The organism is Pseudomonas sp. Tri1 (assembly GCF_017968885.1).
Lineage (GTDB): Bacteria > Pseudomonadota > Gammaproteobacteria > Pseudomonadales > Pseudomonadaceae > Aquipseudomonas.
Window position 1 is genome coordinate 4,835,187 of record NZ_CP072913.1, and the last position, 25,583, is coordinate 4,860,769.

29 protein-coding genes are annotated in these 25,583 nt (G+C 60.4%); 4 read left to right on the top strand and 25 right to left on the bottom strand.

Features of this window, described 5'->3' with window-relative positions:
* Positions 1 to 69 precede the first annotated feature (69 nt).
* Genes dgoD through J9870_RS20775 form a run of 3 tightly spaced genes read right to left on the bottom strand, consistent with a single transcriptional unit; the run spans position 70 to position 2,891 of the window.
* On the bottom strand, positions 70 to 1,218 hold the full coding sequence (dgoD, locus tag J9870_RS20765) for a galactonate dehydratase (protein ID WP_003179439.1): 1,149 nt from the start codon (positions 1,216 to 1,218) through the stop codon (positions 70 to 72).
* A gap of 49 nt (positions 1,219 to 1,267) precedes the next feature.
* A complete protein-coding gene (locus J9870_RS20770) occupies positions 1,268 to 1,888 on the bottom strand; it encodes a 2-dehydro-3-deoxy-6-phosphogalactonate aldolase (protein WP_210639791.1) in 621 nt (206 codons plus the stop codon).
* 19 nt (positions 1,889 to 1,907) lie between these two features.
* Positions 1,908 to 2,891, bottom strand: coding sequence for a 2-dehydro-3-deoxygalactonokinase (locus tag J9870_RS20775; RefSeq protein WP_210639792.1), 984 nt, complete (start codon positions 2,889 to 2,891; stop codon positions 1,908 to 1,910).
* A gap of 189 nt (positions 2,892 to 3,080) precedes the next feature.
* On the opposite strand from J9870_RS20775, the gene J9870_RS20780 reads away from it, so the two are divergent.
* Entirely contained in the window at positions 3,081 to 3,713 is a 633-nt protein-coding gene (locus J9870_RS20780) for a glutathione S-transferase family protein (protein WP_210639793.1), read from the top strand.
* 3 nt (positions 3,714 to 3,716) lie between these two features.
* On the opposite strand, the gene J9870_RS20785 is transcribed toward J9870_RS20780, so the two are convergent.
* A complete protein-coding gene (locus J9870_RS20785; protein WP_014339485.1) occupies positions 3,717 to 4,199 on the bottom strand; it encodes a GNAT family N-acetyltransferase in 483 nt (160 codons plus the stop codon).
* Between the two features lie 109 nt (positions 4,200 to 4,308).
* Between J9870_RS20785 and J9870_RS20790 the strand changes: the two genes are divergently transcribed.
* The 3 genes from J9870_RS20790 (at position 4,309) to J9870_RS20800 (ending at position 5,800) form a co-directional block, all read left to right on the top strand.
* Positions 4,309 to 4,962 (top strand): HD domain-containing protein, encoded by a 654-nt coding sequence (locus J9870_RS20790; protein WP_210639794.1) that lies wholly within the window; start codon positions 4,309 to 4,311, stop codon positions 4,960 to 4,962.
* 83 nt (positions 4,963 to 5,045) lie between these two features.
* Positions 5,046 to 5,387 (top strand): hypothetical protein, encoded by a 342-nt coding sequence (locus J9870_RS20795; protein ID WP_210639795.1) that lies wholly within the window; start codon positions 5,046 to 5,048, stop codon positions 5,385 to 5,387.
* Between the two features lie 32 nt (positions 5,388 to 5,419).
* Positions 5,420 to 5,800, top strand: a complete 381-nt coding sequence (locus J9870_RS20800) for a Rho termination factor N-terminal domain-containing protein (RefSeq protein ID WP_210639796.1) — start codon at positions 5,420 to 5,422, stop codon at positions 5,798 to 5,800.
* 279 nt (positions 5,801 to 6,079) lie between these two features.
* On the opposite strand, the gene araH is transcribed toward J9870_RS20800, so the two are convergent.
* From araH to plsX, 21 genes are all read right to left on the bottom strand, one after another.
* Complete coding sequence (gene araH / locus J9870_RS20805) at positions 6,080 to 7,048, bottom strand: L-arabinose ABC transporter permease AraH (protein ID WP_025214842.1); 969 nt, start codon at positions 7,046 to 7,048, stop codon at positions 6,080 to 6,082.
* A 10-nt stretch (positions 7,049 to 7,058) separates the two neighbouring features.
* Entirely contained in the window at positions 7,059 to 8,603 is a 1,545-nt protein-coding gene (gene araG / locus J9870_RS20810; protein WP_210639797.1) for an L-arabinose ABC transporter ATP-binding protein AraG, read from the bottom strand.
* Positions 8,604 to 8,679: 76 nt separating this feature from the next.
* The gene (locus tag J9870_RS20815) at positions 8,680 to 9,684 is read right to left on the bottom strand and encodes a substrate-binding domain-containing protein (RefSeq protein ID WP_210639798.1); all 1,005 of its coding nucleotides are present in this window, start codon (positions 9,682 to 9,684) and stop codon (positions 8,680 to 8,682) included.
* A 174-nt stretch (positions 9,685 to 9,858) separates the two neighbouring features.
* Positions 9,859 to 10,677 (bottom strand): SDR family oxidoreductase, encoded by an 819-nt coding sequence (locus tag J9870_RS20820; RefSeq protein WP_210639799.1) that lies wholly within the window; start codon positions 10,675 to 10,677, stop codon positions 9,859 to 9,861.
* A 236-nt stretch (positions 10,678 to 10,913) separates the two neighbouring features.
* Positions 10,914 to 11,789 carry an SMP-30/gluconolactonase/LRE family protein gene (locus J9870_RS20825; RefSeq protein ID WP_210639800.1) on the bottom strand — a complete coding sequence of 292 codons (876 nt, stop codon included), beginning with the start codon at positions 11,787 to 11,789 and terminating at the stop codon, positions 10,914 to 10,916.
* On the bottom strand, positions 11,786 to 12,532 hold the full coding sequence (locus J9870_RS20830) for a FadR/GntR family transcriptional regulator (RefSeq protein WP_210639801.1): 747 nt from the start codon (positions 12,530 to 12,532) through the stop codon (positions 11,786 to 11,788). Before J9870_RS20830 ends, J9870_RS20825 begins: the two co-directional genes overlap by 4 nt.
* 178 nt (positions 12,533 to 12,710) lie before the next feature.
* Positions 12,711 to 13,271, bottom strand: coding sequence for a DUF1285 domain-containing protein (locus J9870_RS20835; RefSeq protein ID WP_210639802.1), 561 nt, complete (start codon positions 13,269 to 13,271; stop codon positions 12,711 to 12,713).
* Positions 13,272 to 13,286: 15 nt separating this feature from the next.
* The gene (locus J9870_RS20840) at positions 13,287 to 13,892 is read right to left on the bottom strand and encodes a DUF4823 domain-containing protein (RefSeq protein ID WP_210639803.1); all 606 of its coding nucleotides are present in this window, start codon (positions 13,890 to 13,892) and stop codon (positions 13,287 to 13,289) included.
* A gap of 134 nt (positions 13,893 to 14,026) precedes the next feature.
* Positions 14,027 to 14,995, bottom strand: a complete 969-nt coding sequence (locus J9870_RS20845) for a radical SAM protein (RefSeq protein ID WP_210639804.1) — start codon at positions 14,993 to 14,995, stop codon at positions 14,027 to 14,029.
* Positions 14,996 to 15,131: 136 nt separating this feature from the next.
* Positions 15,132 to 15,770 carry a TetR/AcrR family transcriptional regulator gene (locus tag J9870_RS20850; RefSeq protein ID WP_060741238.1) on the bottom strand — a complete coding sequence of 213 codons (639 nt, stop codon included), beginning with the start codon at positions 15,768 to 15,770 and terminating at the stop codon, positions 15,132 to 15,134.
* 384 nt (positions 15,771 to 16,154) lie between these two features.
* On the bottom strand, positions 16,155 to 16,949 hold the full coding sequence (locus J9870_RS20855; protein ID WP_210639805.1) for a TatD family hydrolase: 795 nt from the start codon (positions 16,947 to 16,949) through the stop codon (positions 16,155 to 16,157).
* 12 nt (positions 16,950 to 16,961) lie between these two features.
* Positions 16,962 to 17,318 (bottom strand): PilZ domain-containing protein, encoded by a 357-nt coding sequence (locus tag J9870_RS20860; protein WP_135846462.1) that lies wholly within the window; start codon positions 17,316 to 17,318, stop codon positions 16,962 to 16,964.
* Positions 17,319 to 17,360: 42 nt separating this feature from the next.
* Positions 17,361 to 18,347, bottom strand: a complete 987-nt coding sequence (locus tag J9870_RS20865) for a DNA polymerase III subunit delta' (protein ID WP_210639806.1) — start codon at positions 18,345 to 18,347, stop codon at positions 17,361 to 17,363.
* On the bottom strand, positions 18,340 to 18,972 hold the full coding sequence (gene tmk / locus J9870_RS20870; RefSeq protein WP_210639807.1) for a dTMP kinase: 633 nt from the start codon (positions 18,970 to 18,972) through the stop codon (positions 18,340 to 18,342). Before tmk ends, J9870_RS20865 begins: the two co-directional genes overlap by 8 nt.
* A 19-nt stretch (positions 18,973 to 18,991) precedes the next feature.
* Entirely contained in the window at positions 18,992 to 20,152 is a 1,161-nt protein-coding gene (mltG, locus tag J9870_RS20875) for an endolytic transglycosylase MltG (protein ID WP_210639808.1), read from the bottom strand.
* A 3-nt stretch (positions 20,153 to 20,155) separates the two neighbouring features.
* On the bottom strand, positions 20,156 to 20,971 hold the full coding sequence (gene pabC, locus J9870_RS20880) for an aminodeoxychorismate lyase (RefSeq protein WP_210639809.1): 816 nt from the start codon (positions 20,969 to 20,971) through the stop codon (positions 20,156 to 20,158).
* Complete coding sequence (gene fabF, locus J9870_RS20885) at positions 20,971 to 22,215, bottom strand: beta-ketoacyl-ACP synthase II (protein WP_210639810.1); 1,245 nt, start codon at positions 22,213 to 22,215, stop codon at positions 20,971 to 20,973. The genes pabC and fabF overlap by 1 nt, the downstream gene beginning before the upstream one ends.
* Before the next feature lie 108 nt (positions 22,216 to 22,323).
* Positions 22,324 to 22,560 carry an acyl carrier protein gene (gene acpP, locus J9870_RS20890; protein WP_003175607.1) on the bottom strand — a complete coding sequence of 79 codons (237 nt, stop codon included), beginning with the start codon at positions 22,558 to 22,560 and terminating at the stop codon, positions 22,324 to 22,326.
* A gap of 191 nt (positions 22,561 to 22,751) precedes the next feature.
* Positions 22,752 to 23,495, bottom strand: a complete 744-nt coding sequence (gene fabG, locus J9870_RS20895; protein WP_210639811.1) for a 3-oxoacyl-ACP reductase FabG — start codon at positions 23,493 to 23,495, stop codon at positions 22,752 to 22,754.
* A gap of 15 nt (positions 23,496 to 23,510) precedes the next feature.
* Entirely contained in the window at positions 23,511 to 24,449 is a 939-nt protein-coding gene (gene fabD, locus J9870_RS20900; protein ID WP_210639812.1) for an ACP S-malonyltransferase, read from the bottom strand.
* Positions 24,450 to 24,572: 123 nt separating this feature from the next.
* On the bottom strand, positions 24,573 to 25,583 hold the full coding sequence (gene plsX, locus J9870_RS20905; protein WP_210639813.1) for a phosphate acyltransferase PlsX: 1,011 nt from the start codon (positions 25,581 to 25,583) through the stop codon (positions 24,573 to 24,575).

Here is a 25,583-nt window from a genome sequence, read left to right on the forward strand (position 1 = left end):
CAGTTGGCGCATGTGTGACTGATGCACTGCCATCGCGAGCAAGCTCGCTCCCACAGGGTCAGGCGTGACTCACCACTCGGCAAAACTACCATCGGCATGCCGCCAGATAGGGTTGCGCCAGCGATGGCCGATAGCCGCGCGTTCGATGACGTATTCCTCGTTGATCTCGATGCCCAGGCCCGGCCCATTGGGGATCTTCACGAAGCCTTTGTCGTAGTCGAACACCTGCGGATCCTTGATGTAATCCAGCAGGTCGTTGCTCTCGTTGTAGTGGATGCCCAGGCTCTGCTCCTGGATGAAGGCGTTGTAGCAGACCGCATCCAGTTGCAGGCACGCTGCCAGGGCGATGGGGCCCAGTGGGCAGTGCAGCGCCAGCGCCACGTCGTAGGCCTCGGCCATGTTGGCGATCTTGCGGGTTTCGGTGATGCCACCGGCATGGGACGCATCCGGCTGGATGATGTCCACGTAACCTTCGCTGAGTACACGCTTGAAGTCCCAGCGCGAGAACAACCGCTCGCCCAGGGCAATCGGGGTGCTGGTCAGCGGCGCCAATTCCTTGAGGGCTTCGTAGTTTTCGCTGAGCACCGGTTCTTCGATGAACATCAGCTTGTAGGGGTCGAGTTCCTTCATCAACACCTTGGCCATCGGCTTGTGCACGCGGCCGTGGAAATCCACGCCAATGCCGACGTTCGGCCCCACCGCATCGCGCACCGCCGCGACGTTGGCCAGGGCCAGGTCGACCTTTTCAAAGGTGTCGAGAAATTGCAGCTCTTCGGTGCCGTTCATTTTCACTGCCGTGAAACCCCGCGCCACCGCCTCTTTCGCCGCCCGTGCGGTGTCCGCCGGCCGGTCGCCGCCGATCCACGAATACACTCGGATCTTGTCGCGCACCTGGCCACCGAGCAAATCGCTGACCGACACACCCAAGGCCTTGCCCTTGATGTCCCACAACGCCTGGTCGATACCGGCCAGGGCACTCATGTGGATCGCCCCGCCCCGGTAGAAGCCGCCGCGATACAACACCGTCCAGATATCTTCGATGTTGCGTGGGTCTTTGCCGATCAGGTAGTCGGACAGTTCCTCGACGGCCGCCGCCACCGTGTGGGCACGGCCTTCGACCACGGGTTCGCCCCAGCCGGTGACACCTTCGTCGGTTTCGACCTTGAGGAAGCACCAGCGCGGCGGAACGATAAACGTGGTCAGTTTGGTGATTTTCATCTTGTTGTCTCTCTTATCAGATGCAGCGCACGGGGCGCTGGAAAAGTCTTCAGTTCAAGGCATTCCACGCGGCCACGTAGGCCTTGGCGCGCACCGCCACCTCATCTGCCCTCAGGCCTGGCTTGAACAGCCCGGAACCGAGGCCGAAGCCCTTGACGCCAGCCTCGACGAACACCGCCATGTTGTCCGGGGTAATCCCGCCCACCGGCACCAGCACGGTCCCGGCCGGCAGCACCGCGAGCCAGGCCTTGACCACCGCCGGGCCCATTTGCTCGGCCGGGAACATCTTCAGCACATGGGCGCCTTCGGCCAGGGCGGCAAAAGCCTCGGTGGGCGTGGCGACGCCAGGGGACAGGTACAGCCCTGCCGCTTTCGCTGCCCGCAACACCTTCGGATCGCTGTGGGGCATGACGATCACTTGTCCGCCAGCGGCTTTCACCTGCTCGACCTGTTCCGGCGTCAGCACGGTGCCGGCACCGATCAGGCAATCGGCGGGCAACGTACTGCGCAGGATGCGGATACTTTCGTACGGCTCGGGGGAATTGAGCGGTACTTCGATGACGCGAAATCCGGCGCTATAAAGGACTTCGCCGATAGCGGCGGCCTCTTCCGGGCGCAGACCACGCAAAATTGCGATCAGCCCATTGTGCGCCAGTGCTTGTGTGAGCATGTCAGACCTCCAGTCAGGTTTAACGCGATGCGGTGGAATCGAGCAGCCCGGCCGCCACGGCCAGTTGCCACAAACCACGTTCAGTGGCCTGTTCGACCATGGTCACCCGGGCGAAACCGCAGGCGTCGAGAGCCCGTTGATAACGGGCACAGAGTTGGGAATTGCCAATCAGCACCACTGCGGGCAAGTGGATGCTGTCGCGCCGCCGACGTTGCACGGTAGCCAGCGCTGTCAGCTCATGGCCGATCAACAGGCCAGAGAGGTAGTCAGCCTGGGCGCTGGCAGCCAGTTCGCCGGTCAAGCCCAGGCTGCGGGCGCTGAACACGGTGGACAACGGACCGATCTCGCCGCCCACCGACAACGCCACCTGCACGCCGCGATCGAAGGCCTGGCCGTCGAACGTCGCGCCGCGCTGCTGGGTGCGACCGAGAATGCTGTGGTCACTGAGCACGGCGAAGATCTCGCCGGTCATGAAGGTGTCGAAATGCACGATGCAGCCGTCGGTCACTTCCACCCATTTCGAGTGGCTGCCGGGCAGGCCGATCAGCACCGCTCCGTCCGGCAGGTCGTGCAACGCACCGAGCACCTGGGTCTCTTCGCCGCGCATGACGTTGGGCAGCCGTGAACGCTGGATTACGCCAGGCACGATGTGCACATCAACACCGCGAAGGCTGCGAACGGTTTGTAGGGAATGTCCGAGATCGGCGACGTTGGCGGGTGTGTCGCAGTAAGGCGCTTCGCGCCAGCCCTGGGCGCTGCCGACCATCCCGCAGGCTATGACGGGCAGGCCCGGCTGAGCATCGAGCCAATCGCCACAGGCCTCATCGAAGGCCAATTCGAAGCCGTCGATGCACACCTGGCCAGCCAGTGTTCGTGGCCCGGAGGGCAACTGCATGATCCCCGATGACAGCGAGCGCTGTTCGAGCACCTCGCCCCCGGCGGCGAGTTTGTAAGCCCGTAATGAGGTGGTCCCCCAATCGAGCGCAATCAATTGCGCCTGCATCCGTTTCACCTGTTTTGTTTTTTGGCAGTGAGTGAGACGGACTATAAACCCGGGCGCAGCATAATCTCAATATATAAATATGACTCCCATATATTGGGATTTTATAACCTGATTGCAAAGCCCATCGCCATTCATCCACGACCCTGCTACGTTTTCTGTCCGGACGTCTTAGAACTCAAGGAAACGTTTATGGGACAACTGCTGAAAATCCTCGGTCGTACTTCTTCTATCAATGTCAGAAAAGTGCTGTGGACCTGCCAGGAACTGGAAATCCCCTACGAACGCGAAGACTGGGGCATCGGTTTTGCGTCGACCCATGACCCGAAGTTCCTGGCTCTCAACCCCAACGCCCAAGTGCCGGTGATCATCGATGAGAATGGCGTGCTCTGGGAGTCGAACACCATCTGTCGTTACCTGGTGGGCAAGCATGGGCGCAGCGATCTGCTGCCCGTCGAACCCGCCGCCCGGGCGCGCATCGAGCAGTGGATGGACTGGCAAGCCACGGAACTCAACCCGTCATGGGGTTACGCGTTCCACGCGCTGGTGCGCAAGAATCCGGATTTCCAGGACCCGCAGCGCATTGCCGCCGGCATCAAAGGCTGGAACGAGAAGATGGGTTTGCTGGAGCAGCAGTTGAACCGCACCGGCGCCTACGTGGCCGGTACGCAATTTTCCCTCGCCGATGTACTGATCGGCCTGTCCGTACACCGCTGGCGCCAGACGCCCATGGAGCGCCCGGACTATCCAGCGGTGGCCGCTTATTGCAAGCGGCTCGAACAGCGCCCCGGATTTATCGAGTACGCATCCAACGCATACTCATGAATTTCAATTGCCGTTAGCGAAATCCCGTAGCACCTTGCCGTCCATTCGGTAGCGCACCCACTCTTCCTGTGGTTGCGCGCCAAGGGATTTGTAGAACTCGATCGCCGGCGTGTTCCAATCCAGCACGCTCCACTCGAAGCGACCGCAGTCGTTGTCGCAGGCGATCTTCGCCAGGTGGCGCAGCAGCGTCTTGCCTGCCCCGCCACCGCGCTGTTCAGGCGTGATGTACAGGTCTTCGAGGTACAGGCAGTTGCTGCCCAGCCAGGTGGAATAGCTGAAGAAAAACACTGCGAAACCGATCGGCACGCCATCACGCAGGCAGATCAGCCCGTGGGCGGTCGCGCCCTCGCTGAACAGGCTGCGCTCGATGTCGGCCACACTGGCGATGACTTCGTGGCGGGCCTTTTCGTAATCGGCCAACTCGGTGATGAAGGCAAGGATTTGAGGCGCATCGCTCGGTTGCGCAGGACGGATCTCGATGGACATGAACAGGCCTTGTAGCCAATTGAAAGCGCCATACTAAGCCGCCACAGGGCGCTCGTCACACATGAAAACGAACATCTCCATCGAAGTACCTGCAAACAAAGGATCTGTCATGACCGCCGCCTTTGCGCCACTACAACCCGTCGCCGCTCAATTGTTACCCCATGCACTGGAGCCTTCGGAAGACGGCGCGCACGATCTTTCGCACCTGCAACGGGTCTGGCACAACGTGCGCACCCTCCAGGGTCATGAGGGCGGTGATCTGTCTATCCTGCTGGCGGCGACGTTGCTGCATGACTGCGTGGCAGTGGAAAAGAACTCCCCCCTGCGCGCCCAGGCCTCTCGACTGGCGGCAGACAAGGCATCGACCCTGTTGTCGACGCTGAACTGGCCAGACGAAAAAATCAGTGCCGTCGCCCATGCCATCGAAGCTCACAGTTTCTCGGCCAACATTCCTGCCGTCACGCTCGAAGCAAAAATCCTCCAGGACGCCGACCGCCTCGACTCACTGGGCTTGCTCGGGGTGGCGCGGACATTCTACGTTGCCGGACGCATGGGCAGTGCGCTCTACGATCCCGAGGATCCGCAAGCCAAGTCGCGAGATTATGATGATCGTCGTTTCTGCCTCGATCATTTCCAGACCAAGTTGTTGCACCTGGCCGACGGTTTCCAGACCGTCACCGGGCAACACATGGCGCAGGTCCGTCACGAAAAGCTAAAAGGCTTCATGGAGCAATTCATCGAAGAAGCCGGACTCGACGCCTAGACCATTCGTCGCGCCCGAGGCACCAACGCAAATCCAGCGCAGCCCAAGATCAGGCAAGCATTCTGAAAAATGGAGGCGACACCATGATCACTTCAAGGCTGACTGCATTCACATTCGCCACGCTGCTGTCCTCGGTCGCTTTCGCGGCGTCTACCGCTGGCACCGGGCCGACCGATCCGGTGCAGGCGCCCAACTCCCCCGCGCCCCAAGGCATGCCCAAGTTGAACACCGACGGTACCGGCGGCGGGCCGGACAATAGCCAGCCACCTGCCACCGGCACTGATCCGCGTGTGCAAGGCAACGACATGGGTCGCCAGGGCGGAATGAATACGCCGGACTCCACGGCCCCCGATAACGCCGACACCGGCGTGGGTTCGAAAACCACGACCGGTGGTTCGGGTTCGGAAGGTAACGCCAGCCAGTAACCGCTGCTCAGACACTTGAGGAGGAAGATCCCATGCCTCGTGGAAGCAAAGACAAATACACCACCGAGCAAAAGCGCAAAGCCCAACACATCGAAGAGAGTTACGAGAAGAAGGGCCTGTCCGAGGACAAGGCCGAGGCTCGCGCGTGGGCCACGGTGAACAAGCAATCCGGCGGCGGTGAGCGCTCCGGCGGTTCGGGAAAGGCAAAACCGGCCGCAGAGAAGAAAACCGACCGCAAGGAATCGGCCCGCCGCGCAGCCAAGACCCGTGAGGGTCATCCGCGCACCAGCAAGGCCTCCCATGGGGCCCAGACCGTGGACAGCCTGATGAAGGAGGCCCGGGCGAAAAATATTCCCGGGCGCTCGAAGATGCGCAAGCAGGAGTTGGTCGAAGCGTTGCGCAAGGCGGGGTGATCGTTGGCGTCAGGGAGGACGCCATCGCGAGCAAGCTCGCTCCCACATGGGTCTGTGCTGTGTCGAGGTTCTGGACTCTGACACAAAGACCTGTGGGAGCGAGCTTGCTCGCGATGGCGGTGGGTCAGGTTAGAAGGTATTGAATGCACTGACGCCTCGCGAGCAGGCTCGCTCCCACAGTGGATCTTCGGTGTGCCGAAATTTTGCGGCTGACACAAAAACCTGTGGGAGCGAGCCTGCTCGCGATGGCGGTAGATCAGTCGCCAGCGATCTCGGTTTTCAGCGTTGTTTCAAGCGGTCGATCACCACCGCCAGCAGCAGGATCGAGCCGCGAATGACGTATTGGTAGAAGGTGTCGATGTTCTTCAGGTTCATCGCATTTTCGATGATCGCCAGAATCAGCACGCCCGCAATGACATGACGAATCATGCCGATGCCACCGCTCAACGACACCCCGCCCAGCACACAGGCCGAGATCACGGTCAGCTCAAAGCCCTGGCCGATCATCGGCTGGCCCGAGGTCATGCGTGACGCCAGGATGACCCCGGCCAAGGCGCCGATCAAGCCATGCACGGCGAAGATGATGATCTTGGTGCGATCAACGTTCACGCCTGCCAACAACGCCGCTTCCTGGTTGCCACCGATGGCCATGGTGTTGCGCCCGTAGGTGGTGTAGTTCAGCAGCCAGCCGAAAAACAGAAAGCAAACGATGGTGATCAGAATCGGTACCGGCACGCCAAACAATTGGCCGTTGCCGAACACGAAGAACGATTCCTGCGACACCCCCACCGCCTTGCCGTTGGCAAAGATGTAGGCCAGGCCCCGGACGATCTGCATCGTCGCCAGGGTGGTGATCAAGGCGTTGACCCGCAGCTTGGCGATGACGATGCCGTTGATCAGGCCGACGATCAGCCCCATCGCCAGCGCCGCGCTGACGCCGAGGAATACGCTGTTGGTGTCGCGCATCACCACCGCCGCGACCACGCCGGCACAGGCAATCACCGAACCGACCGACAAGTCGAAGTGCCCGGACGCCAGGCAATACAACATGGTGCACGCGGCGATGCCGGTGGTGGAAATCGCCAGGCCCAGGCCGCGCATGTTCAACGGCGACAGGAAGTTGTCGATCATCAAGGTGCAGAGCACGAAGATACCGATGGCCGCCAACAGCATGACCCAGTCATCCAGGAAACGGCGCAGGTCCAGGGGTTTGCGTGCCGTTGGCAGTGCATTGTTTTGAATGGTCATGATTTACCTCTCAGTTCGCCGCGTCGGCAACGCGTTGGCGCGGTAGCGCCAGTTGCAGCAGGTTGGATTCGTTGGCCTGGTCGCGCGGCAACTCGCCGCGCATGGCCCCTTCGCACAGCACCAGGATTCGGTCGGAAATGCCCATCACTTCCATCAGGTCGCTGGACACCACAATCACCGCGATGCCGTCGGCCGCCAGGTTGTGGATAATCTGGTAGATCTCGGCCTTGGCGCCGATGTCGATGCCACGGGTCGGTTCGTCCAGCAGCAGGACTTTCATCGGCATCGACAGCCAGCGACCGAGAATCGCCTTCTGCTGATTGCCGCCGGACAGGTACATGATTTTCTGGCTGGCCGCCGGGGTCTTCACTTTCAGCGACTTGATCTGCTTGTCGGCATTGCCCCGCTCCCAGTCGCCGCGCAGCAGGCAGCCGAGCGCGGAATGAGCCGGACGGGCACTGATGTTGATGTTCTCGCCCACGCTGCCCAACGGGATGATGCCTTCCTTCTTGCGATCTTCCGGGCAGAGCAGCACGCCAGCGGCGATGGCATCCCGTGGCGAACGCAGTTTCAGTTCCTTACCGTGCAGCACGAGGCTTCCCTCGCTCTGGCGCTCCAGACCACTGAGCAAGCGAAACAACTCGGTACGACCGGCACCGACCAGCCCGAACAAACCGAGGATCTCGCCCTTGTGCACCTGGAAACTCACCGGCTCGCGCAAGCCCGGTCCCAGCAGGCCCTTCACTTGCAGCGCCACATCACCGCGCTCCCGAGGGCGGTAATCATAGATGTCCTGGATATCGCGACCGACCATGCACGTGACCAACTGATCGTGGGTCAGCTCGCTCATGTTCTCGAAGGTCCGGACATAACGACCGTCCTTGAATACCGTCACCGCGTTACAGATACGGAACACTTCTTCCATGCGGTGGCTGACGTACAGCACCACTTTGCCCTCGTCTCGCAAGCGGGCAATGATCGCCATCAAGCGGTCAATTTCCCGGGCCGACAGACTACTGGTGGGTTCGTCGAAAGCAATGACGTGGGCGCCACGGGACAAAGCCTTGGCGATTTCCACCAATTGGCGCTGGCCGAGGGACAGGCGACCGACTTTTTCCTGCGGGTCGATTTCGTCGGCCAGGCCTTTGAGCAGTGTCAGCGCCTGCTGGCGCAGCACGCCACGATTGACCAGGCCGAAACGTGCCGGCAAATGGCCGAGAAACAGGTTTTCCGCGACGGTCATTTCCGGCACCAGGTGCAGCTCCTGGTGAATCACCGCGACACCGCTGGCGATGCTATCAGCGGTGCCTTTGAACGCCATCGTCTGCTCGCCGATCTGCAAGTCGCCGCTGCTCGGGATGTAGGCGCCACCCAATATCTTGAGCAGCGTAGACTTGCCGGCGCCGTTTTCACCCATCAAGGCATGGACCTGCCCCGGATGGGCAACGAAACTGATATTGGCCAGCGCCTGCACGCCGGGAAAGGACTTGCCGATCCCGTTGAATCGCAAGCTGCCACCGATGTTGTGTTGCCGTGTCGCTGTTTGCGCTTGCATAACCACCTCGAACTCACAGAGATCAAGCGATCCCGGTCACTCAACTGACCGGGGCCGCTCTTGAATCAACCGACCGTCAATTCCACAGGCCGATCTTTTCCAGCTCCTGCTTGAAGTTCTCCCGGGTGATCAGCGTCACCTCGTCCATGGCGGTGTACTTCGGCGGTTCCTTGCCGGTGGTGATCCACTCGTACATCATTTCGGCGGTCTTGTAGCCTTCGATGTGCGGGCTTGGCAGCATCGAACCGAAGAAGCCGCTTTTCGGCTTTTTCAGCTCACCGATGGCGTCGGTACCGTTGATACCAATGCCGATCACGTTGTCGGCCTTGAAGCCGGCCGCTTCGGTGGCACGTACGCCGCCCAGCACGGTGTTGTCATTCATGCCGCCGATGATCAGGTTTTTCGCGGTGCTTGGCAGTTTCACCAAAGCCGAGTTGGTGGAGTCCATGCTGCCGGGTACGTCGAGGGTCTTCAGGGCCGCGAAGAGGATGTGGTCTTTCGGGATGCCGGCCTCCTCAAGGGACTTGACCGAACCATCCGTGCGCTTCTTGCCAGTGTCCAGTTCGTTGTAGGTGTTGATCACCGCATAGGTTTCTTTCCAATCCCAGTTACGCTTCTTCGCTTCAGCAGCCATGGCAGCGCCCTGCTTCTGGCCTACCTCGAAAGCGGCCATGCCCAGGTACGGTACGTCTTCCATGAACTTGCCGTTGGCGTCGACGAAACGGTCGTCCACGGCAATCACCTTGAGATCGTTGAGCTTGGCCTTGGCCATGATGGCCGGGCCGAGGGACACGTCTGGCGGGCAGATCACAAAGCCCTTGGCACCGTTGGCGGCAAGGCTGTCGATGGCCGAGAGGGTTTTCTCGCCGTCGGGCACGGCGATCTTGATCAATTCGAAGCCTTTGTCCTTGCTCGCCTTCTCGGCGAACGCCCATTCGGTCTGGAACCAGGGCTCCTCGGCCTGCTTGACCAGGAAACCGATTTTTACGGGAGCAGCCGCCAGCAAGCTGCTGCTGAGGCTGACCGCGGTAACCGCCAGGGCGGCACGGCACAGGGAACGGATCCCACGACGATGATTCATAGTTGACTCCTTGTTTTTTTTATTGAAAGCCAAACGTCCAGGGTCTGCTCCACCATCGGTGGAAATGCGCAGGCTGGGCGGTCAAATCAAGTTGCTACACAGCATAGGCTCAAATAGTCATATCGTATGATGATTGGATTACAGGCGAAGTTTCCGACTGTAATCCAGGAATATTCAGTCGTGGTACATGACCGAACGTCCCCCATCGATGGTGATGCATGAGGCATTGATAAACGGTGCTTCGTCGCTGGCCAGGAACACGGCCGTCATTGCCACTTCGATCGGTTGCCCGATACGCCGTGGCGGGTGCATATCCAGCGCACGCTGGCGTTCGGCATGCGGATCGGCAAAGCCGTTCCAGTAGTCGACGTTCAGTTGGGTTTCGATATAGCCCGGCGCGATGGCGTTTACCCGCACCCCCTTGGGCGCGTATTCGATGCCCAAGGCGCGGGTCAGGCCGAGCAGGCCATGCTTGGCCACCGGGTAAGGGAAACAGCCGGGAATAATGTGGGAAGAGTGAACCGACGCGATATTGATGATGCTGCCCACGCCCTGCTCGATCATCTGCGGTAATACAGCCTTGCAACCGTACCAGGCGCCATCCAGGTCGATGGCGAAACAGCGACGCCAGTCTTCTTCGGACATTTCCAGCGGGTCACGGAACACGTTGACGCCGGCGCAATTCACCAGCACATCGATCCGACCGTGCAATTCGATGGCATGACGAGCCATGGCGTGCAGGTCCTGCTGCTTCGACACATCGGTTTTCAGCGCTTGTACATCCGCCCCGCGTTCACGCCAGTGGGCAGCGACGGCTTCGACCTTCTGGGCCTGAATGTCACTGATCACCAGCCGTGCCTGTTGCGAAGCGAACGCGGCGACGATGGCCTCGCCAATGCCCTGGGCTGCACCGGTCAACAGCACGACCTTGTTTTTCAGCCGTTCGCCCTTCGGTGGCTCGGGCACCGGCGGCAAGACAAGAGGTTCAGCCATGGATCAGGACTCCTGTTCGCAGGCACGGCAAAAACCGGGCATCCAGGGAAGCCCGGCCAAAAGGCGCTGCAGAAAACAGTGAGTCGCGTACGCCACCGGGGCGTACGGAGGAGGATCGTTGCATCGCTTCACCTGTTTTGTTTTTTTAGTGTGAGTGCGTATTGCTGATGGAGCCGACTATAAACCCGACCGCCGAACAATCTCAATATATATATTTACATCCCATATTTTGGGATTTAGCCAGCGAATCGAGTACAAGCCACACCGGGCACGTCGACCCGCATTGACAGCACTGCACCGTCCAGCGGATGGCCCAGCGGACTCGCCGCGCTGGTGATGTACAGCGTCCTGAGGTCTTCACCGCCGAACACACAGCTGGTCGGGCGGCTGACAGGTAACTCGATCACCCGGTCAACATGGCCGTCCGGATGCAACCGCAGCAGGCAACTGCCATCCCAGCGCGCGTTCCAGATGTAACCCCGGGCATCCATCGCTGAACCGTCCGGTCCACCGCGCAGATGAGGGCCAAACCAGACTTCCGCGGGAGCCAGGCTGCCATCAGCGTGAATGAAGTGCCGATACAGCGTCCCATCGAGGCTGTCGCCGAAGTACACCTGGGTGTTATCGGGGCTCCACAACAGCGTGTTGGGAATGCCCAACTCACGCAGCAACGGCATGACCCGACCATCGGCGCCAACGCGAAACAGACCACCGGAGCGCCGCTCGATGGGCAAGTCTTCTGCGTTTTCACCAATATTGTTCTGCATGGTGCCAAGCCAGAGCTGACCCAAGGCATCGCAACGGGCCTCGTTGGGGCGATTGCCTGGCTGGGGATCGGCCATGCAGAACAGCGTCAGCCGCGGTTCCAGGCCCGGTGAATCCAGATCCAGCCGGTACACGCCACTGCTCAGGGTCACCAGCGCGTCGCCACGCTGAGTCGGGATAAAGGCGGAAACGTGCTCGGGCATCTGCCAGATATCCACGTTGGCGCCGATCAGCCGCAGTGCCTGCCGGCCGGCGATATCAACCCAATACAATGCCTGGGTCGGCTCGTCCCAGAAGGGCCCCTCGCCCAATTTCGCCCGGTGTTCCGTCACAGCCGTCCACTTCATTGAAACCTCCTGTTCCCGGCTTGCCCGGCAGCGTCTGTTCGACCGGCCATGACATCGGGGTAAAAGCGTTTGATCGCCAGGTCGGCGTTATCGATCAGGGTCATGCAGGCCCAGACACCCCGCGCCGCGTCGCGGGCAGCGATGGCGTCGGCGATATCCTTGTGGATCGGCAAGGTGCGGCGCAGTTCATCCGGATCGGCGGCCGACACCTCGAACGACACCGCCAGCAGTGCGCCCAGGGCCGGAACCATTTGTTCGATGAATTGATTATGGCTGGCGGCAAGGATGCACTCGTGGAAAAACTGATCGGCACGGTTGTAATCGGTGCCGCTGTCCACGGCCCGTTCCAGTGCATGGTAGGCCAGGCGGATCGCCTGCACCTGATCAGCCGTGGCCCGCTCACAGGCCCAGCGCACCGCCATCGGTTCGATGGTGCGACGCAGGTCCAGCAGGTCATCGACAAAGTTTTCCGGCAGGCCACTGCGCGACAGCCAGCCAACGACCTGGGGGTCGAACAGATTCCAGCGTCGCACCGGCAATACTCGCGTACCGACTTTCGGCCCGACTTCCAGCATGCCCTTGGCGACCAGCGTCTTGATCGCCTCGCGAATCACCGTGCGGCTGACCCCCAGTTGCTCACCCAAGTCGGCCTCGACCTTGATGGTCTGCCCAGGCTTGACCTGGCCGGCGGCAATCCAGCCCCCCAGCCAATCGACGGTCGACGCATGAAAACTGCTGGACATGAACACCCCGGGGCCACTCTTATTGGAGGCCCACGCTAATCATCATACGATTGAGTGTCAATTTGAATTTTTCAGCATCACCCCTGTGGGAGCGAGCTTGCTCGCGATAGCGGTGGGTCAGCTTAGGAGATGCTGATAATGATGCCGTCATCGCGAGCAAGCTCGCTCCCACAGGGAATCAGGGTTCCAGGCCTATGGGGAAGAACTTGCCACCACTCCACACCCCCAGCCACTTCTGCCCGTCGATCTCGCGAATGACCGCCAGCTCCACCAGTTGGTAGAACACATTGCGGTGGATCAGCGCTTCGAGGTTACTGCGCACATGTACGTACGGCGCAGGCTCCTGGGTCTGGGGATCGATCACCACGCGCAGTGGATGTTCGTCGCCGGCCTCAGTGGTTTCCTCGACATTGGTGGTGAAGCGCAACAACTGCCCTTCCCCCTGGCCTTCAACCTCGAGGGTCACGGCCACGAACGGCGCATCGTCGACCTTGATGCCGACTTTTTCCACGGGGGTGATCAGGAAGTAATCATCGCCATCGCGGCGGATGATGGTGGAGAACAGCTTGACCATCGGCTTGCGCCCGATCGGCGTGCCCAGGTAGTACCAGGTGCCATCACGGGCGATGCGCATGTCGATATCGCCGCAGAAGTCAGGGTTCCATAAGTGGACCGGCGGCAGGCCTTTGGTCTTGGGGATCTGCCCCAGCAAATCATTGGCTTTTTGCGGTCCGCTCATGGTGACTCCTTGTGTTTACTCGTCGCTCATCCCCAGCAGGCTGCGGGCATATTCACGCAACGGCGTGGCGATGAGGTCTTGTGGCTGCTTGTCGTGCAACGTCAGTAAACCGCCACGACTCTTGATACGCGCAGTATCAATCAAATACTGGGTGCTGGTCTCGATCAACATGATCTGAATCACGCTGGTATCCACACCCAGGCGATCCACGGCTTCTTCATCCTGCCATTCGTCGGTGTTGCCGATACGGTTATCGGCCTTGGCGAAGCGGGTGTAGAGCAAGTAGTGGGCACCGGCGGCACGGGCCTCGCCCATGGCTTGGTCGAGACCTTCGGGAACCCGGGCGCGACGGACCATGGGGAAATATTCGATGAAACCGTTAAAGGCTTCTTCGGCCACGACGTTGGGACGTGGATAGGCGCTGCCTGGTGGAGCGAAGGCCCCCTGAGCGATGTAGATGAACGAGTCTGGCTGAATACGCAGGTTGTTTATACGACGGCTGTCGCTATGATCCAGCAGACCGGCGTCGCTCATGTGATAACGAACGCCCTCTCCCATGTCACTGACATTCATGCAGCCACCAAGCGCCAAAACGGCCAGCAGCAAAACCAGGCTACGCATCCTACCCTCCAAAAACCGGTGACGGAAAACCGGCGAATGGCCAGTGAATGCAGCTTTTGCGCCAGCTCATCGAAATACGGGGGTCAGACGGTTCCAAGTTGAATGAAAAATGGCTATCGCGGGCAAGCCTTCGGTCAGCCGCCGATGATTTTCATGATGGTCGCGCCGCCAGAGAACGCTACTTCCTGCTTATCCCCCAAGGCCTTGACCAGCAAGCGCTGTAGCGCCGGCAATGCCTGATGGCGAGGTTTATCCAAAAGGTCGCCGACGAAATGCCGGTTACTCGACGACAGGCAGCCATGCAACCAACCTGTAGAGGACAGCCGCAGCCGGGAGCAGGTACGGCAAAACGGCACGCTTTCGTTGGCGATCACGCCAAAGTGCCCAAGCCCAGGGATCTCGTAGCGTACCGCCGTGGCATCCACCGGCGCGTCGGCCTGCAGGTATTCGTATTGTTCGCCAATCAGGCTCAGCAGTTGTTGAAGACTGACGAACTGCTGCAAGAACGCGTTGGAGTCGCTGGCCAGGTGGCCCATGCGCATCAACTCGATAAAGCGCAACTCATAGCCGCGCGCCATGCAGTATTCGAGCAATGGCATTACCTGATCAAGGTTCTGCCCGCGCAACGGCACCATGTTGACCTTGATCTTCAGCCCCGCCGCCCGGGCCTGGTCCATGCCATCAAGCACCGTCGCCAAATCACCGCCGCGGGCGATGCTGCGAAAGGCAGCGGGGTCCAAGGTGTCGAGGGAAACGTTGATCCGGCGGATACCGGCGTTTACCAGCAATGGCAGTTTTTTCGCCAGCAACTGACCGTTGGTGGTCAGGCTGATGTCTTCCAGGCCCATCTGCCCAACCGCCGTCATGAAGCTTTCAAGCTTGGGACTGACCAGTGGCTCGCCACCGGTGATGCGCAACCGCTCGATGCCAGCGGCTTCAATCAGATAAGCCACACCCCGCGCCATGGCCTCGGCCGACAGTTCATCCTGCGCAGCCACCAGCCGCTTGCCGTTGGGCACGCAATAAGTACAGGCGTAATTGCAGGCGGAAGTCAGGCTGATCCGCAAATTGCGGAAACGCCTGCCTTGACGGTCAACGATCATGGATCACTCCGGCGAAAGAAGAATCGGGCCCATGAAACTTGACCTTTAAATCAAGTTTTCGCAAGACCCAAGCCTGAGTATATTCCTGGGGCACTGCGCCATGTAAGCGGACATGGCGCAATAAGGCATCTGAATGTCAGTTACTGGGGACGTCGGTATCGCGCTTGCGCTTGTTGCCCATGCGCACGCCAATGTCCATCAGGAACTGGAAGAAGCCTTCCTGATCTTCCAGCACGTTACTCCAGAAGGGCGAGTGATACAGCGCCACCGCGCCGTGCACCAACGCCCAGGCCGCGCAGTAATGGAAGTAAGGCGGCACATCTTCGAGCTTGCCTTCGCTGATCCGGCCCTTGATCAGCAGGGTCAGGCGTTCGAAGTTCGAGGCACGGATCTTGTGCAACTCCTCGACCATCTCCGGCACCTGGTTGCCCTTGACCACCTTCTCTTCCAGGCGATCGAACAAGCGGTAACGCTGCGGGTCGCGCATGCGGAACTCGAAGTAGGCCCGAGACAGGGCTTCCTTGTCCTTGTCCACATCAGCCGAATGCAGCAGCTCGTTCAAATCGCGCTCGTAATCGAGCATCAGGCGCAGGTAGATCTCGGCCTTGGATTTGAAATGTTTATAGATCGTGCCTTTGCCGATACCCACGGCATCCGCAATCATCTCGACGGTGACACTGTCTTCACCTTGGTCGAGGAACAACTTGAGCGCGGTGTCGAGAATTTCCTGCTCGCGGCGACGAAACTCACGGACCTTACGGGGTTCTTTGTGCATAAGAAAAAGGTCTGAAGGGTCAAAATTCGAAGCCGGGTATTATGCCTAACTTACGCAAAAATGCACGGATCATCCGTTCTCGGCCATCGTTCTTCGGAAAACCGTGCTGGCCCGGCTCCCCACTTTTCACACTATCACCCCGTACCGGCAAGCTTTGGCGACAGTGAGAACTTATCCGAAGCGAGCGTATTCCAAATTTGTTTAAAAACCGTCCCGGCCAGACTGGACGCGTTGTGATACTGATCAATACTTGAACTGTCGGGGCGACATCTCCCCCAAGTGACGCACCGATAAAGGTACCAACGGACCGCGTGCCTTTGTTTTACTCCTAATGGTCTTAACCCGGATTCACCCCCCAGAACCCGGGTTTTTTTTGCGTGGAATTCAGGCCTGCATCGGCCGCACATGGGCCAGCGGAAACAATTGCTTAAAATTTTCCGTGGTCTGTTCGGCGAACCGCCCGTAAGACTCACCGCGCAACATCGCCAGAAACTCCGCTACCTCCCGGACGTATTGCGGAAGGTTCGGCTTGCCGCGATACGGAATCGGCGCCAGGTACGGTGAGTCGGTTTCCACCAGCAGGCGATCGGCGGGCACTTTACTGGCCACGTCCCGCAGCGCGTCGGCATTGCGGAACGTGACAATGCCGGAAAGGGAAATGTAATAACCCATGTCCAGCGCAGCCTTGGCCATGTCCCAGTCTTCGGTGAAGCAATGCAGCACACCGGCCTGGGGCAGCGCAGCGTCACGCAGCAAGGCCAAGGTATCGGCCCGGGCGCCCCGGGTGTGGATGATCACCGGTTTACCGGTCTGTTGCGCGGCCTCCAGGTGCAGCCGGAACGAGGCCTGCTGCACTTCGGCGGCTTGCGGCTCGTAGTGATAGTCCAGGCCGGTTTCGCCGATGGCGACCACCCGTGGGTGGTCCAGCTCACGCAACAGCCAGTCGAGGGCCGGTGTGGCATCGGGCTGGACATCCAGCGGATGGATACCGACCGAACAATCGACATCTTCATAGCGCTCGGCCAGCGCCTTGACGTCGGCGGCGTTGTCGGCACTGACCCCGATGCACAGGAAGTGCCCGACACCCCGTTGGCGGGCAGCGTCCAGCGCAGCATCCAGGGAGCCGTCATGGGCGGCGAGGTCGAGGCGGTCAAGGTGGCAATGGGAATCTACAAGCATAAAGGGCCGGGGCTACATCGTATGGGTGGGACGGTCGGACTTCAGGGTTCCGGCCAGGTGGGTTTCGATCTGATTGCGGGCCACATTGTCGCCGTCATTGAACTGCACGCCAACGCCAGCGGCACGGTTGCCCTGGGCACCTTTGGGGGTCATCCAGATCACCTTGCCGGCAACCGGGATCTTCTCCGGCTCATCCATCAGGCTCAACAGCATGAACACCTCATCGCCCAGGCGATAATTCTTGTTGGTGGGAATGAACAGGCCGCCGTTCTTGATGAAGGGCATGTAGGCGGCGTAAAGCACCGACTTATCCTTGATCGTCAGGGACAGGATGCCATTGCGTGGCCCAGGACTGACAGGTTCGTTCATGCTGATCTCCGCTGCAATTGAGCTGAGTTTAGGCCGTGTCTGTCAGTTTCGACCAGGCAAACTCGCCCACTGCACCAACAGCGCCTCGAGCAGCAACACCCGATTGAGATTCGCCTTGCTCAGCACCTTCTGACGTTGGGCAAGAATCCAGTCCTGAATGTTCAAGATTTTGTCCTGGCTGCTTTTTTGCGCCAGGTACTGGATCACCTTGCGCATGTCCGCCAACCCCAGGCCGGCCTCGTCCTCGGTGAGCTGGTAGCGCAGGATCAGGCTCGACCAGTCGCAAAACCAGTCAAACAGCAGCAACAACGGGATGGCATTCCAGCCTTCAGCCAGTTGCGTCGGGGATTGCTGCTGCTTGAGCAGTTTTTTCACGCCGTCCACCACCAACGCCCGCTGCTCGCGCACGCCCTGGGCTTGCAGGCTGACAGCCGCCAAGGGCGACCCGGCAGCCAGGGTCAGCAATTCAATACGTTCTTCATCGGAGCTGTCAGGCAAAGCCTGGGCCAGCCATTGCAGACTCATCGCCTCGCTCGGCAGCGGGCAGGCCTGTTGCACACAACGGCTCTTGATCGTTGGCAGCAAACGGCTCGGCTGGTGGCTGACCAACAACAGTACGGTGTCGCCGGAAGGCTCTTCCAGACTCTTGAGCAAGGCGTTGGCGGCATTGATGTTCATCGACTCGACCGGCTCGATCAGCACCACTTTGCGCCCCCCCATCTGTGCGGTCTGGACCACGAAGCTGACCAGGTCACGCACCTGGTCGACCTTGATTGCCTTGTCGGCCTCTTCCGGCTCCAGTACGTAATTGTCGGGATGGCTGCCAGCCTTGAGCAGCAGGCAGGACTTGCATTCACCACAGGCGTTCGAGACTCCCGGACGCTGGCACAGCAGGCTGGCCATCAGGCGTTCAGCCAGCGCTCGCTTGCCAATGCCGACCGGGCCGTGCAGCAGATAGGCATGGGCATGCTGGGCACGACCGGCAAGCTGCTGCCAGAGGCCGTCCTGCCAGGGATAGGCTTCAGCCACGGGCACGCTCCAGCAAACGCGGCAGCAAGCTGTCCAGGGACTGCTGGACCTGCGTCAGCGGTTGAGCGGCGTCGATCAACAGGTATCGCGCTGGATCGGCCTTGGCGCGACTCAGGAAGGCATTGCGCACCGCGTTGAAAAAATCCTGGCCCTCGAGCTCAAAACGGTCCAAGCGCCCCCGGGCGCTGGCACGGGCCAGGCCGATCTCCACCGGTAGATCGAACACCAGGGTCAGGTCCGGTCGCAGCTCGCCCTGGACGAAGGTCTCCAGCGCGGCGATACGCTCCAGGGACAGGCCCCGACCACCGCCCTGATAGGCGTAGGTGGAATCGGTAAAACGGTCGCAGAGCACCACCGCACCACGGGCCAGCGCCGGGCGAATCACTTCCGCCAAATGCTGCGCCCGCGCCGCGAACACCAGCAATAGCTCGGTGTCGGGATTCATGACTTCTTCAATTGGCGCCAGCAGCACCTCGCGAATGCGCTCGGCCAGCGGCGTGCCGCCGGGTTCGCGGGTCAGTACCACCTCGATGCCGGCGGCCCGCAGGCGTTCGGCCAAGTATTCGCGGTTGGTGCTCTTGCCGGCGCCTTCGGGGCCTTCGAGCGTTATAAACAAGCCAGTCACAGGCGATCCTTAATCAAAGTCATTGCGCGCTCGGCGGCTCGCTGGCATTCGGTTCCGGGGCAGGTTGCTCTGCAGGTACCTGGGGCACAGCCTCGGGCGCGGTATCGGGCGATGCGGCGGGAATCGGCGCCTGCTCGTCCGGCGTGGCCGGAGCCGGGCTGGAGCGATAGTCAGCGCGACGCTTGAGTTGGAATTCACGCACGGCGTTGTTGTGCGCGTCCAGGTCATCGGAGAACACGTGGCTGCCATCACCGCGGGCGACAAAGTAAAGGCTGTTCCCCGACGCGGGGTTCAACGCCGCGTGAATCGCCTCGCGCCCCACCATCGCAATCGGCGTTGGTGGCAGGCCCGGAATCAAATAGGTGTTGTACGGATTTTCTTCTTTGAGATGGGCACGGGTGAGCTTGCCCGTGTAGCGCTCGCCCAAGCCGTAGATCACCGTAGGGTCGGTTTGCAGCAGCATGCCCAGGCGCATGCGCCGCACGAACACGCCGGCAATCTGCCCACGCTCCTGGGGCACACCGGTTTCCTTTTCCACCAAGGACGCCATGATCAGGGCCTGATAGGGTTGGGTATAAGGTACATCGGCGGCACGCTGCTCCCATTCTCTGGCCAGCACATCTTCCAGTCGGTCATAGGCTTTTTTCAGCAGGTCGGCATCCGATGTACCGCGCACAAAGCGATAGGTGTCCGGAAAAAACCGGCCCTCGGGAAATACCCCAGAATGACCAAGACGCTCCATCACCTGGCTGTCGCTCAGGCCGGTGAGGGTCTGCTGGAGTTTTTCATCCTTGGCCAGCGCCGCACGAACCTGACGGAAGTTCCAGCCTTCCACCAGCGTCACGCTGTACTGCACCACATCCCCGCGTTTCCAGACACCGATCAGGCCTTCCATCGTCATGCCTGGGACCATCCGATATTCACCGGAGTGCAATGGCTGGTCGGCGAGATTGAAGCGCCAATAGACCCGCAACCAGAAGGCGTCCTTGATCAGGCCGTCGGCTTCGAGGCGCTTGAGGGTTCCGGTCGGGGTGGTCCCGTTGGGTACGTCCAGCAGTTCTTCCTGGGTGATGTTCAGCGGCTGTAGCAGCGCCGAATGGATTTTCCAGGCCGAAGCGCCCAACAACAGCCCTGCCAGAACCAGTCCGGTTTCCAGCAGCAGCAAGAATTTACGTCTCACGAATCAAACATCCAATAGCGCGCGGGCAAGGGTCTGCAGTTTACGGGTGAGCGGCCCAACCGACCAGCGCGTCGAACCACATGCGAACACTGGCCACACGCCATAAACGCTGTTGCAGACGAAGACTTCATCGGCCTGTTGCAGTTGTTCGAGGCTAATGTCAGTGATTTGCGTGGCAATGCCTTGAGACTCGGCTTGAAACAATAATTCTGCACGCATCACGCCGGCCACGCCGCAACGGCTCAGATCCGCCGTGACCAACACACCGTCGCGCACCAGGAACAGGTTGCTGAAGACACCTTCGATCACCCGTCCGGACGTATCCAGCATCAAGCCTTCGGCATGTTCCGAGTCGGCCCATTCAGCACGGGCCAGCACTTGTTCAAGGCGATTGAGATGTTTCAGGCCGGCGAGCAAGGGCTGCTCGGACAAGCGCACGGTGCAAGGAAACAGGCGAATGCCTTGTTCGGCGTGGGCCGCGGGATAAGCGGCCGACGGGCTCCCTTGCAGGATGCGCCGGGCCGTGGCCGAGGGATCAGCGGCATAACCGCGCAAGCTGTCCCCACGGGTCACGATCAGCTTCAGCACGCCGTCGCCCAGGCACCGGGCGTAGGCACCCAGCTCAGTACTCAACGCGGTCATGTCGACCTTGAGCGCCAAGCGCCGGCAACCTGTTTCCAGGCGTTGCAGATGACGGTCCAGCAACACTGGCCCGCCCTTGCGCACAGCGATGGTTTCAAACAACCCATCGCCGTAAGCCAGGCCGCGATCTTTCAGCGACAGGACGTCGGCCGGTTGACCGTCGACCCAGCTTTCCATCAACCGGCGAACCGGCGGAACACCAGCGAGCCGTTGGTCCCACCAAAGCCGAAGGAGTTGGACAACACCACATCGATGTCCATGCCGCGGGCGGTGTGCGGCACGAAGTCCAGGTCGCAGCCTTCGTCCGGCTCATCGAGGTTGATGGTCGGCGGCGCGGTCTGGCTGTTGATCGCCAGGACGCTGAAGATCGCTTCCACCGCCCCTGCCGCACCCAGCAGGTGGCCGGTCATGGACTTGGTCGAGCTGACCGCCAGCTTGTAGGCGTGCTCGCCGAACACGGTCTTGATCGCCTGGGCTTCGGCCAAATCGCCAGCCGGGGTCGAAGTGCCGTGGGCATTGATGTACTGGACCTGCTCACCGTTGATTTTCGCGTCACGCAAGGCGTTGGCGATACAACGGGCAGCACCGGCACCGTCGGCCGGTGGCGACGTCATGTGGTAGGCGTCGCCACTGGTACCAAAGCCGATCAGTTCGGCATAGATGGTCGCACCACGTGCCTTGGCATGTTCCAGCTCTTCGAGTACCAACGCACCGGCACCGTCGGACAGCACAAAGCCATCGCGCCCCTTGTCCCACGGGCGGCTCGCCCGGGCCGGTTCATCGTTGCGGGTGGACAACGCACGGGAGGCACCGAAGCCACCCATGCCCAAGCCGCAAGCTGCCATTTCGGCGCCGCCGGCAATCATCACGTCGGCTTCGTCGTACATGATGTTGCGCGCGGCCATGCCGATGCAGTGGGTCCCGGTGGTGCACGCCGTGGCAATGGCGTAGTTAGGTCCCTGGGCACCCAGGTGGATGGACAGGAAACCGGAAATCATGTTGATGATCGAGCCCGGTACAAAGAACGGAGAAATCCGTCGCGGCCCCGACTCGTGCAGCGTGCGGCTGGTTTCCTCGATATTGGTCAGACCGCCAATACCCGAGCCCATGGCCACGCCGATGCGTTCACGGTTGGCATCGGTGACTTCCAGGCCAGCGTTACGCACCGCCTGGAAACCGGCTGCCAGGCCGTATTGAATGAACAGGTCAAGTTTGCGGGCTTCCTTGACCGACAGGTATTCCTCGACATTGAAGCCCTTTACCGAGCCGCCAAAACGGGTGGAATAGGCAGAAAGGTCGGTGTGTTCGATCAGACCAATGCCACTGCGGCCAGCCAGAATGCCCTGCCAGCTGCTTGGCACATCCGTGCCCAGTGGCGACAACATACCCATACCGGTGACTACGACGCGTCTACGCGACACAGCACTCTCCTTTTTCTAATGACGACTTTGCATCAGGCCTAAAGAAAAAACCGCACGCCGTGATGGCAGTGCGGTTTTTCCATGACAGCTAGCGACGACTAAAAACAATTACGCCTGGTGGCTGGTAACGTAGTCGATAGCAGCTTGTACAGTAGTGATCTTCTCAGCTTCTTCGTCAGGGATTTCGGTCTCGAATTCCTCTTCCAGAGCCATCACCAGCTCAACGGTGTCAAGGGAGTCGGCACCCAGGTCTTCAACGAAGGAAGCGGTGTTCACAACTTCTTCTTCTTTAACGCCCAGTTGCTCGGCAACGATTTTCTTGACGCGCTCTTCGATGGTGCTCATACCTTGTTTTCACTCCTAATGGACAAATTCAGGCAGCTGGCCGGTGGGTAAGTGTATAGAAGAACTTTTCGGTTTTTCAACCGAAAGCTTCACTCCTCAAACCCCGCGGCCCGCCGTCTATAAATTGATTGCAGCTTTATAACGGATTTTAGACAGCTCGTATGACATTTTTTTGAAGCAATCCGTCACATTTAACTCATGTACATCCCGCCGTTTACCGGGATTGTAGCCCCGGTCACGTATGCCGCACCGTCCGATGCAAGAAAAGCGACCACAGACGCGATTTCTTGAGCTTGCCCCAGACGACCCAGCGGAATTTGTGTCTGCAACGCTTCACGCTGTGCTTCCGGCAGTTCACGGGTCATGTCGGTGTCGATAAAACCCGGGGCTACCGAGTTTACCGTAATCGAGCGCGAACCCACTTCACGCGCCAGTGCACGGCTGAAACCTTCCAGACCGGCCTTCGCCGCAGCATAGTTTACTTGGCCTGCGTTGCCCATGGCACCCACAACCGAACCAATACTGATAATTCGCCCCCAACGAGCCTTGGTCATGCCGCGCAGAACCCCCTTGGACAGCCGGTACAGGCTGTTCAGGTTGGTGTCGATCACGTCGAACCATTCGTCATCTTTCATGCGCATCATCAAGTTATCGCGGGTGATACCGGCATTATTGACCAGGATCGCCGGCGCGCCGAACTGCTCCTGAATGCTTGCCAACACCGCCGCAACAGATTCGTCGCTGGTGACATTCAGTTCCAGGCCGGCGCCTTGAATATCGTTTTCCTTCAGGGTCGCGGCGATGCGCTCGGCGCCCGAAGCGGAAGTCGCGGTGCCCACGACGATGGCGCCTTGACGACCCAGTTCCAGGGCAATGGCCTGGCCGATGCCACGGCTTGCACCGGTCACCAGTGCAACTTTACCTTGCAGACTCATGCAAGCTTCTCCTGTTCAGGCTTGTGCTGCACGGGTGGCAGCGAAAGCGTCTGGGGTATTGAGGTTGGAAGTCGATACGCCTTCGGCGCAGCGTTTGTTCAGACCGGCCAGCACTTTGCCAGGGCCGCACTCGACCAGTTCGGTCGCGCCCTTGGCTGCCAGGGTCTGCACCGATTCGACCCAACGAACCGGTTTGTAGAGTTGTTCCAGCAGGTCGCGCTTGAGGGTCTCGAGATCCGCCGCGACATTGGCGCTGACGTTCTGCACCACGGGAATCTGTGGCGCCTGCCAATCGATGGCGGCGATGGACTCGGCAAAACGCTCAGCGGCCGGGCGCATCAGTTCACAGTGCGACGGCACGCTGACCGGTAGCGGCATGGCGCGCTTGGCACCACGAGCCTTGCAACCTTCGATGGCGCGCTCGACAGCAGCCTTGGCACCGGCGATCACCACCTGGCCCGGCGAGTTGAAGTTGACCGCGCTGACCACATCACCTTGAGCGGCTTCGGCACAGGCTGCCAGCACATCGGCATCTTCCAGGCCGAGGATCGCGGCCATGCCGCCCTGCCCGGCCGGAACAGCCTCCTGCATCAGTTGGCCACGACGCTCCACCAGCTTCACCGCATCGCCCAGGCTCAGGCTGCCGGCTGCCACGAGGGCGCTGTATTCGCCCAGGCTGTGACCGGCGACAAACGCCGGGCGCGCGCCACCCTCAGCCAGCCACAGACGCCAGAGCGCGATCGAGGCGGTCAGGATGGCCGGCTGGGTTTTATCGGTTTGATTGAGTTGCTCTTCCGGCCCTTGCTGGGTCAGCGCCCACAGGTCGTAGCCGAGTGCATCGGAAGCTTCTTTGAATGTTTCGAGGATCAGCGGGTATTGCGCGCCCAGCTCGGCCAGCATGCCGAGGGACTGCGAACCCTGTCCTGGAAAGACGAATGCGAGGGAAGCAGACATGAAAACAAAGCCCCTAATGATCTTGTCGTCAAAAATTGACGCCCCTGGGGGCGCTAGGAAACTGACAGTTGGATGGCCGGTTGAACCGACCGGTCACATTTAAGCATTGTCGGACGAAAACGCCTAAGTTAACAAATCTTCGAGGCGACCATGCAGGCGCTCGGGCAGGTTTTCCTGGATCTCGATCACCGCCCGGTTAATCGCGCTTTGAAAGCCCTGCACGCCTGCCGAACCGTGGCTCTTGATCACAATGCCCTGCAACCCAAGGAAACTGGCGCCGTTGTGTCGAGCCGGCGCCAGATCCGCCTGCAGTCGCCGCATCAACGGCAGCGCCAATGCGCCGACCACCCGCGATGCCAGGCTCTGGCGAAACAACGTCTCGATTCGCTCAGCGATCATGGTCGCCAGGCCTTCGCTGGACTTGAGCAGGATGTTGCCGACGAAACCATCACACACCACCACATCCGCCTCGCCGCGATACAAGCCATCGCCCTCGACGAAACCGATGTAGTTGATACCGCGCGCGCCCTGCAACAACGTGGCAGCCAGCTTGACCTGCTGGTTGCCCTTGATGTCCTCGGTGCCGATATTGAGCAACGCCACGCGAGGGCGCACGACGCCCAGGGTTTCGGCCGCCACCGAACCCATCACGGCGAACTGCAGCAGATGTTCGGCGCTGCAATCGACGTTGGCACCCAGATCGAGCAATTGACAAAAACCGCGCTGGGTCGGGATTGCCGCAACCATCGCCGGCCGATCGATCCCTGGCAACGTCTTGAGCACATAGCGAGACAGCGCCATCAGCGCACCGGTATTGCCCGCACTGACACACGCCTGGACCTTGCCATCTCGCAGCAGCTCGAGGGCCACCCGCATCGACGCATCAGGCTTGCTGCGCAGGGCCTGGGCAGGCTTTTCGTCCATGGCAATCACTTCGGACGCTGGCGCAATCGTCAGGCGCGAGCGATCCACAGCCGATTGGCCATTGAGCATTTCTTCCAGGAGGGAGGGTTGACCGACAAGGGTCAGGTGCAGCGAGGGCGTAGCATTCAGACAAGCAAGGCTGGCCTGAACAATGCTGCGGGGACCGAAGTCCCCGCCCATTGCGTCAATCGCGATGACTTGAGCAGACAA

Coding starts and splice junctions, on each gene's coding strand:
- J9870_RS20795 (WP_210639795.1), top strand. CDS start 5,046: ATGATCACTTCAAGGCTGACTGCATTCACATTCGCCACGCTGCTGTCC.
- J9870_RS20835 (WP_210639802.1), bottom strand. CDS start 13,271: ATGAGCGGACCGCAAAAAGCCAATGATTTGCTGGGGCAGATCCCCAAG.
- J9870_RS20770 (WP_210639791.1), bottom strand. CDS start 1,888: ATGCTCACACAAGCACTGGCGCACAATGGGCTGATCGCAATTTTGCGT.
- araH (WP_025214842.1), bottom strand. CDS start 7,048: ATGACCATTCAAAACAATGCACTGCCAACGGCACGCAAACCCCTGGAC.
- dgoD (WP_003179439.1), bottom strand. CDS start 1,218: ATGAAAATCACCAAACTGACCACGTTTATCGTTCCGCCGCGCTGGTGC.
- J9870_RS20830 (WP_210639801.1), bottom strand. CDS start 12,532: ATGTCCAGCAGTTTTCATGCGTCGACCGTCGATTGGCTGGGGGGCTGG.
- fabG (WP_210639811.1), bottom strand. CDS start 23,495: ATGAGTCTGCAAGGTAAAGTTGCACTGGTGACCGGTGCAAGCCGTGGC.
- J9870_RS20860 (WP_135846462.1), bottom strand. CDS start 17,318: ATGAACGAACCTGTCAGTCCTGGGCCACGCAATGGCATCCTGTCCCTG.
- araG (WP_210639797.1), bottom strand. CDS start 8,603: ATGCAAGCGCAAACAGCGACACGGCAACACAACATCGGTGGCAGCTTG.
- J9870_RS20815 (WP_210639798.1), bottom strand. CDS start 9,684: ATGAATCATCGTCGTGGGATCCGTTCCCTGTGCCGTGCCGCCCTGGCG.
- J9870_RS20800 (WP_210639796.1), top strand. CDS start 5,420: ATGCCTCGTGGAAGCAAAGACAAATACACCACCGAGCAAAAGCGCAAA.
- J9870_RS20820 (WP_210639799.1), bottom strand. CDS start 10,677: ATGGCTGAACCTCTTGTCTTGCCGCCGGTGCCCGAGCCACCGAAGGGC.
- pabC (WP_210639809.1), bottom strand. CDS start 20,971: ATGGAAAGCTGGGTCGACGGTCAACCGGCCGACGTCCTGTCGCTGAAA.
- J9870_RS20790 (WP_210639794.1), top strand. CDS start 4,309: ATGACCGCCGCCTTTGCGCCACTACAACCCGTCGCCGCTCAATTGTTA.
- acpP (WP_003175607.1), bottom strand. CDS start 22,560: ATGAGCACCATCGAAGAGCGCGTCAAGAAAATCGTTGCCGAGCAACTG.
- J9870_RS20845 (WP_210639804.1), bottom strand. CDS start 14,995: ATGATCGTTGACCGTCAAGGCAGGCGTTTCCGCAATTTGCGGATCAGC.
- J9870_RS20850 (WP_060741238.1), bottom strand. CDS start 15,770: ATGCACAAAGAACCCCGTAAGGTCCGTGAGTTTCGTCGCCGCGAGCAG.
- J9870_RS20855 (WP_210639805.1), bottom strand. CDS start 16,949: ATGCTTGTAGATTCCCATTGCCACCTTGACCGCCTCGACCTCGCCGCC.
- fabD (WP_210639812.1), bottom strand. CDS start 24,449: ATGTCTGCTTCCCTCGCATTCGTCTTTCCAGGACAGGGTTCGCAGTCC.
- J9870_RS20785 (WP_014339485.1), bottom strand. CDS start 4,199: ATGTCCATCGAGATCCGTCCTGCGCAACCGAGCGATGCGCCTCAAATC.
- J9870_RS20780 (WP_210639793.1), top strand. CDS start 3,081: ATGGGACAACTGCTGAAAATCCTCGGTCGTACTTCTTCTATCAATGTC.
- J9870_RS20840 (WP_210639803.1), bottom strand. CDS start 13,892: ATGCGTAGCCTGGTTTTGCTGCTGGCCGTTTTGGCGCTTGGTGGCTGC.
- J9870_RS20825 (WP_210639800.1), bottom strand. CDS start 11,789: ATGAAGTGGACGGCTGTGACGGAACACCGGGCGAAATTGGGCGAGGGG.
- J9870_RS20775 (WP_210639792.1), bottom strand. CDS start 2,891: ATGCAGGCGCAATTGATTGCGCTCGATTGGGGGACCACCTCATTACGG.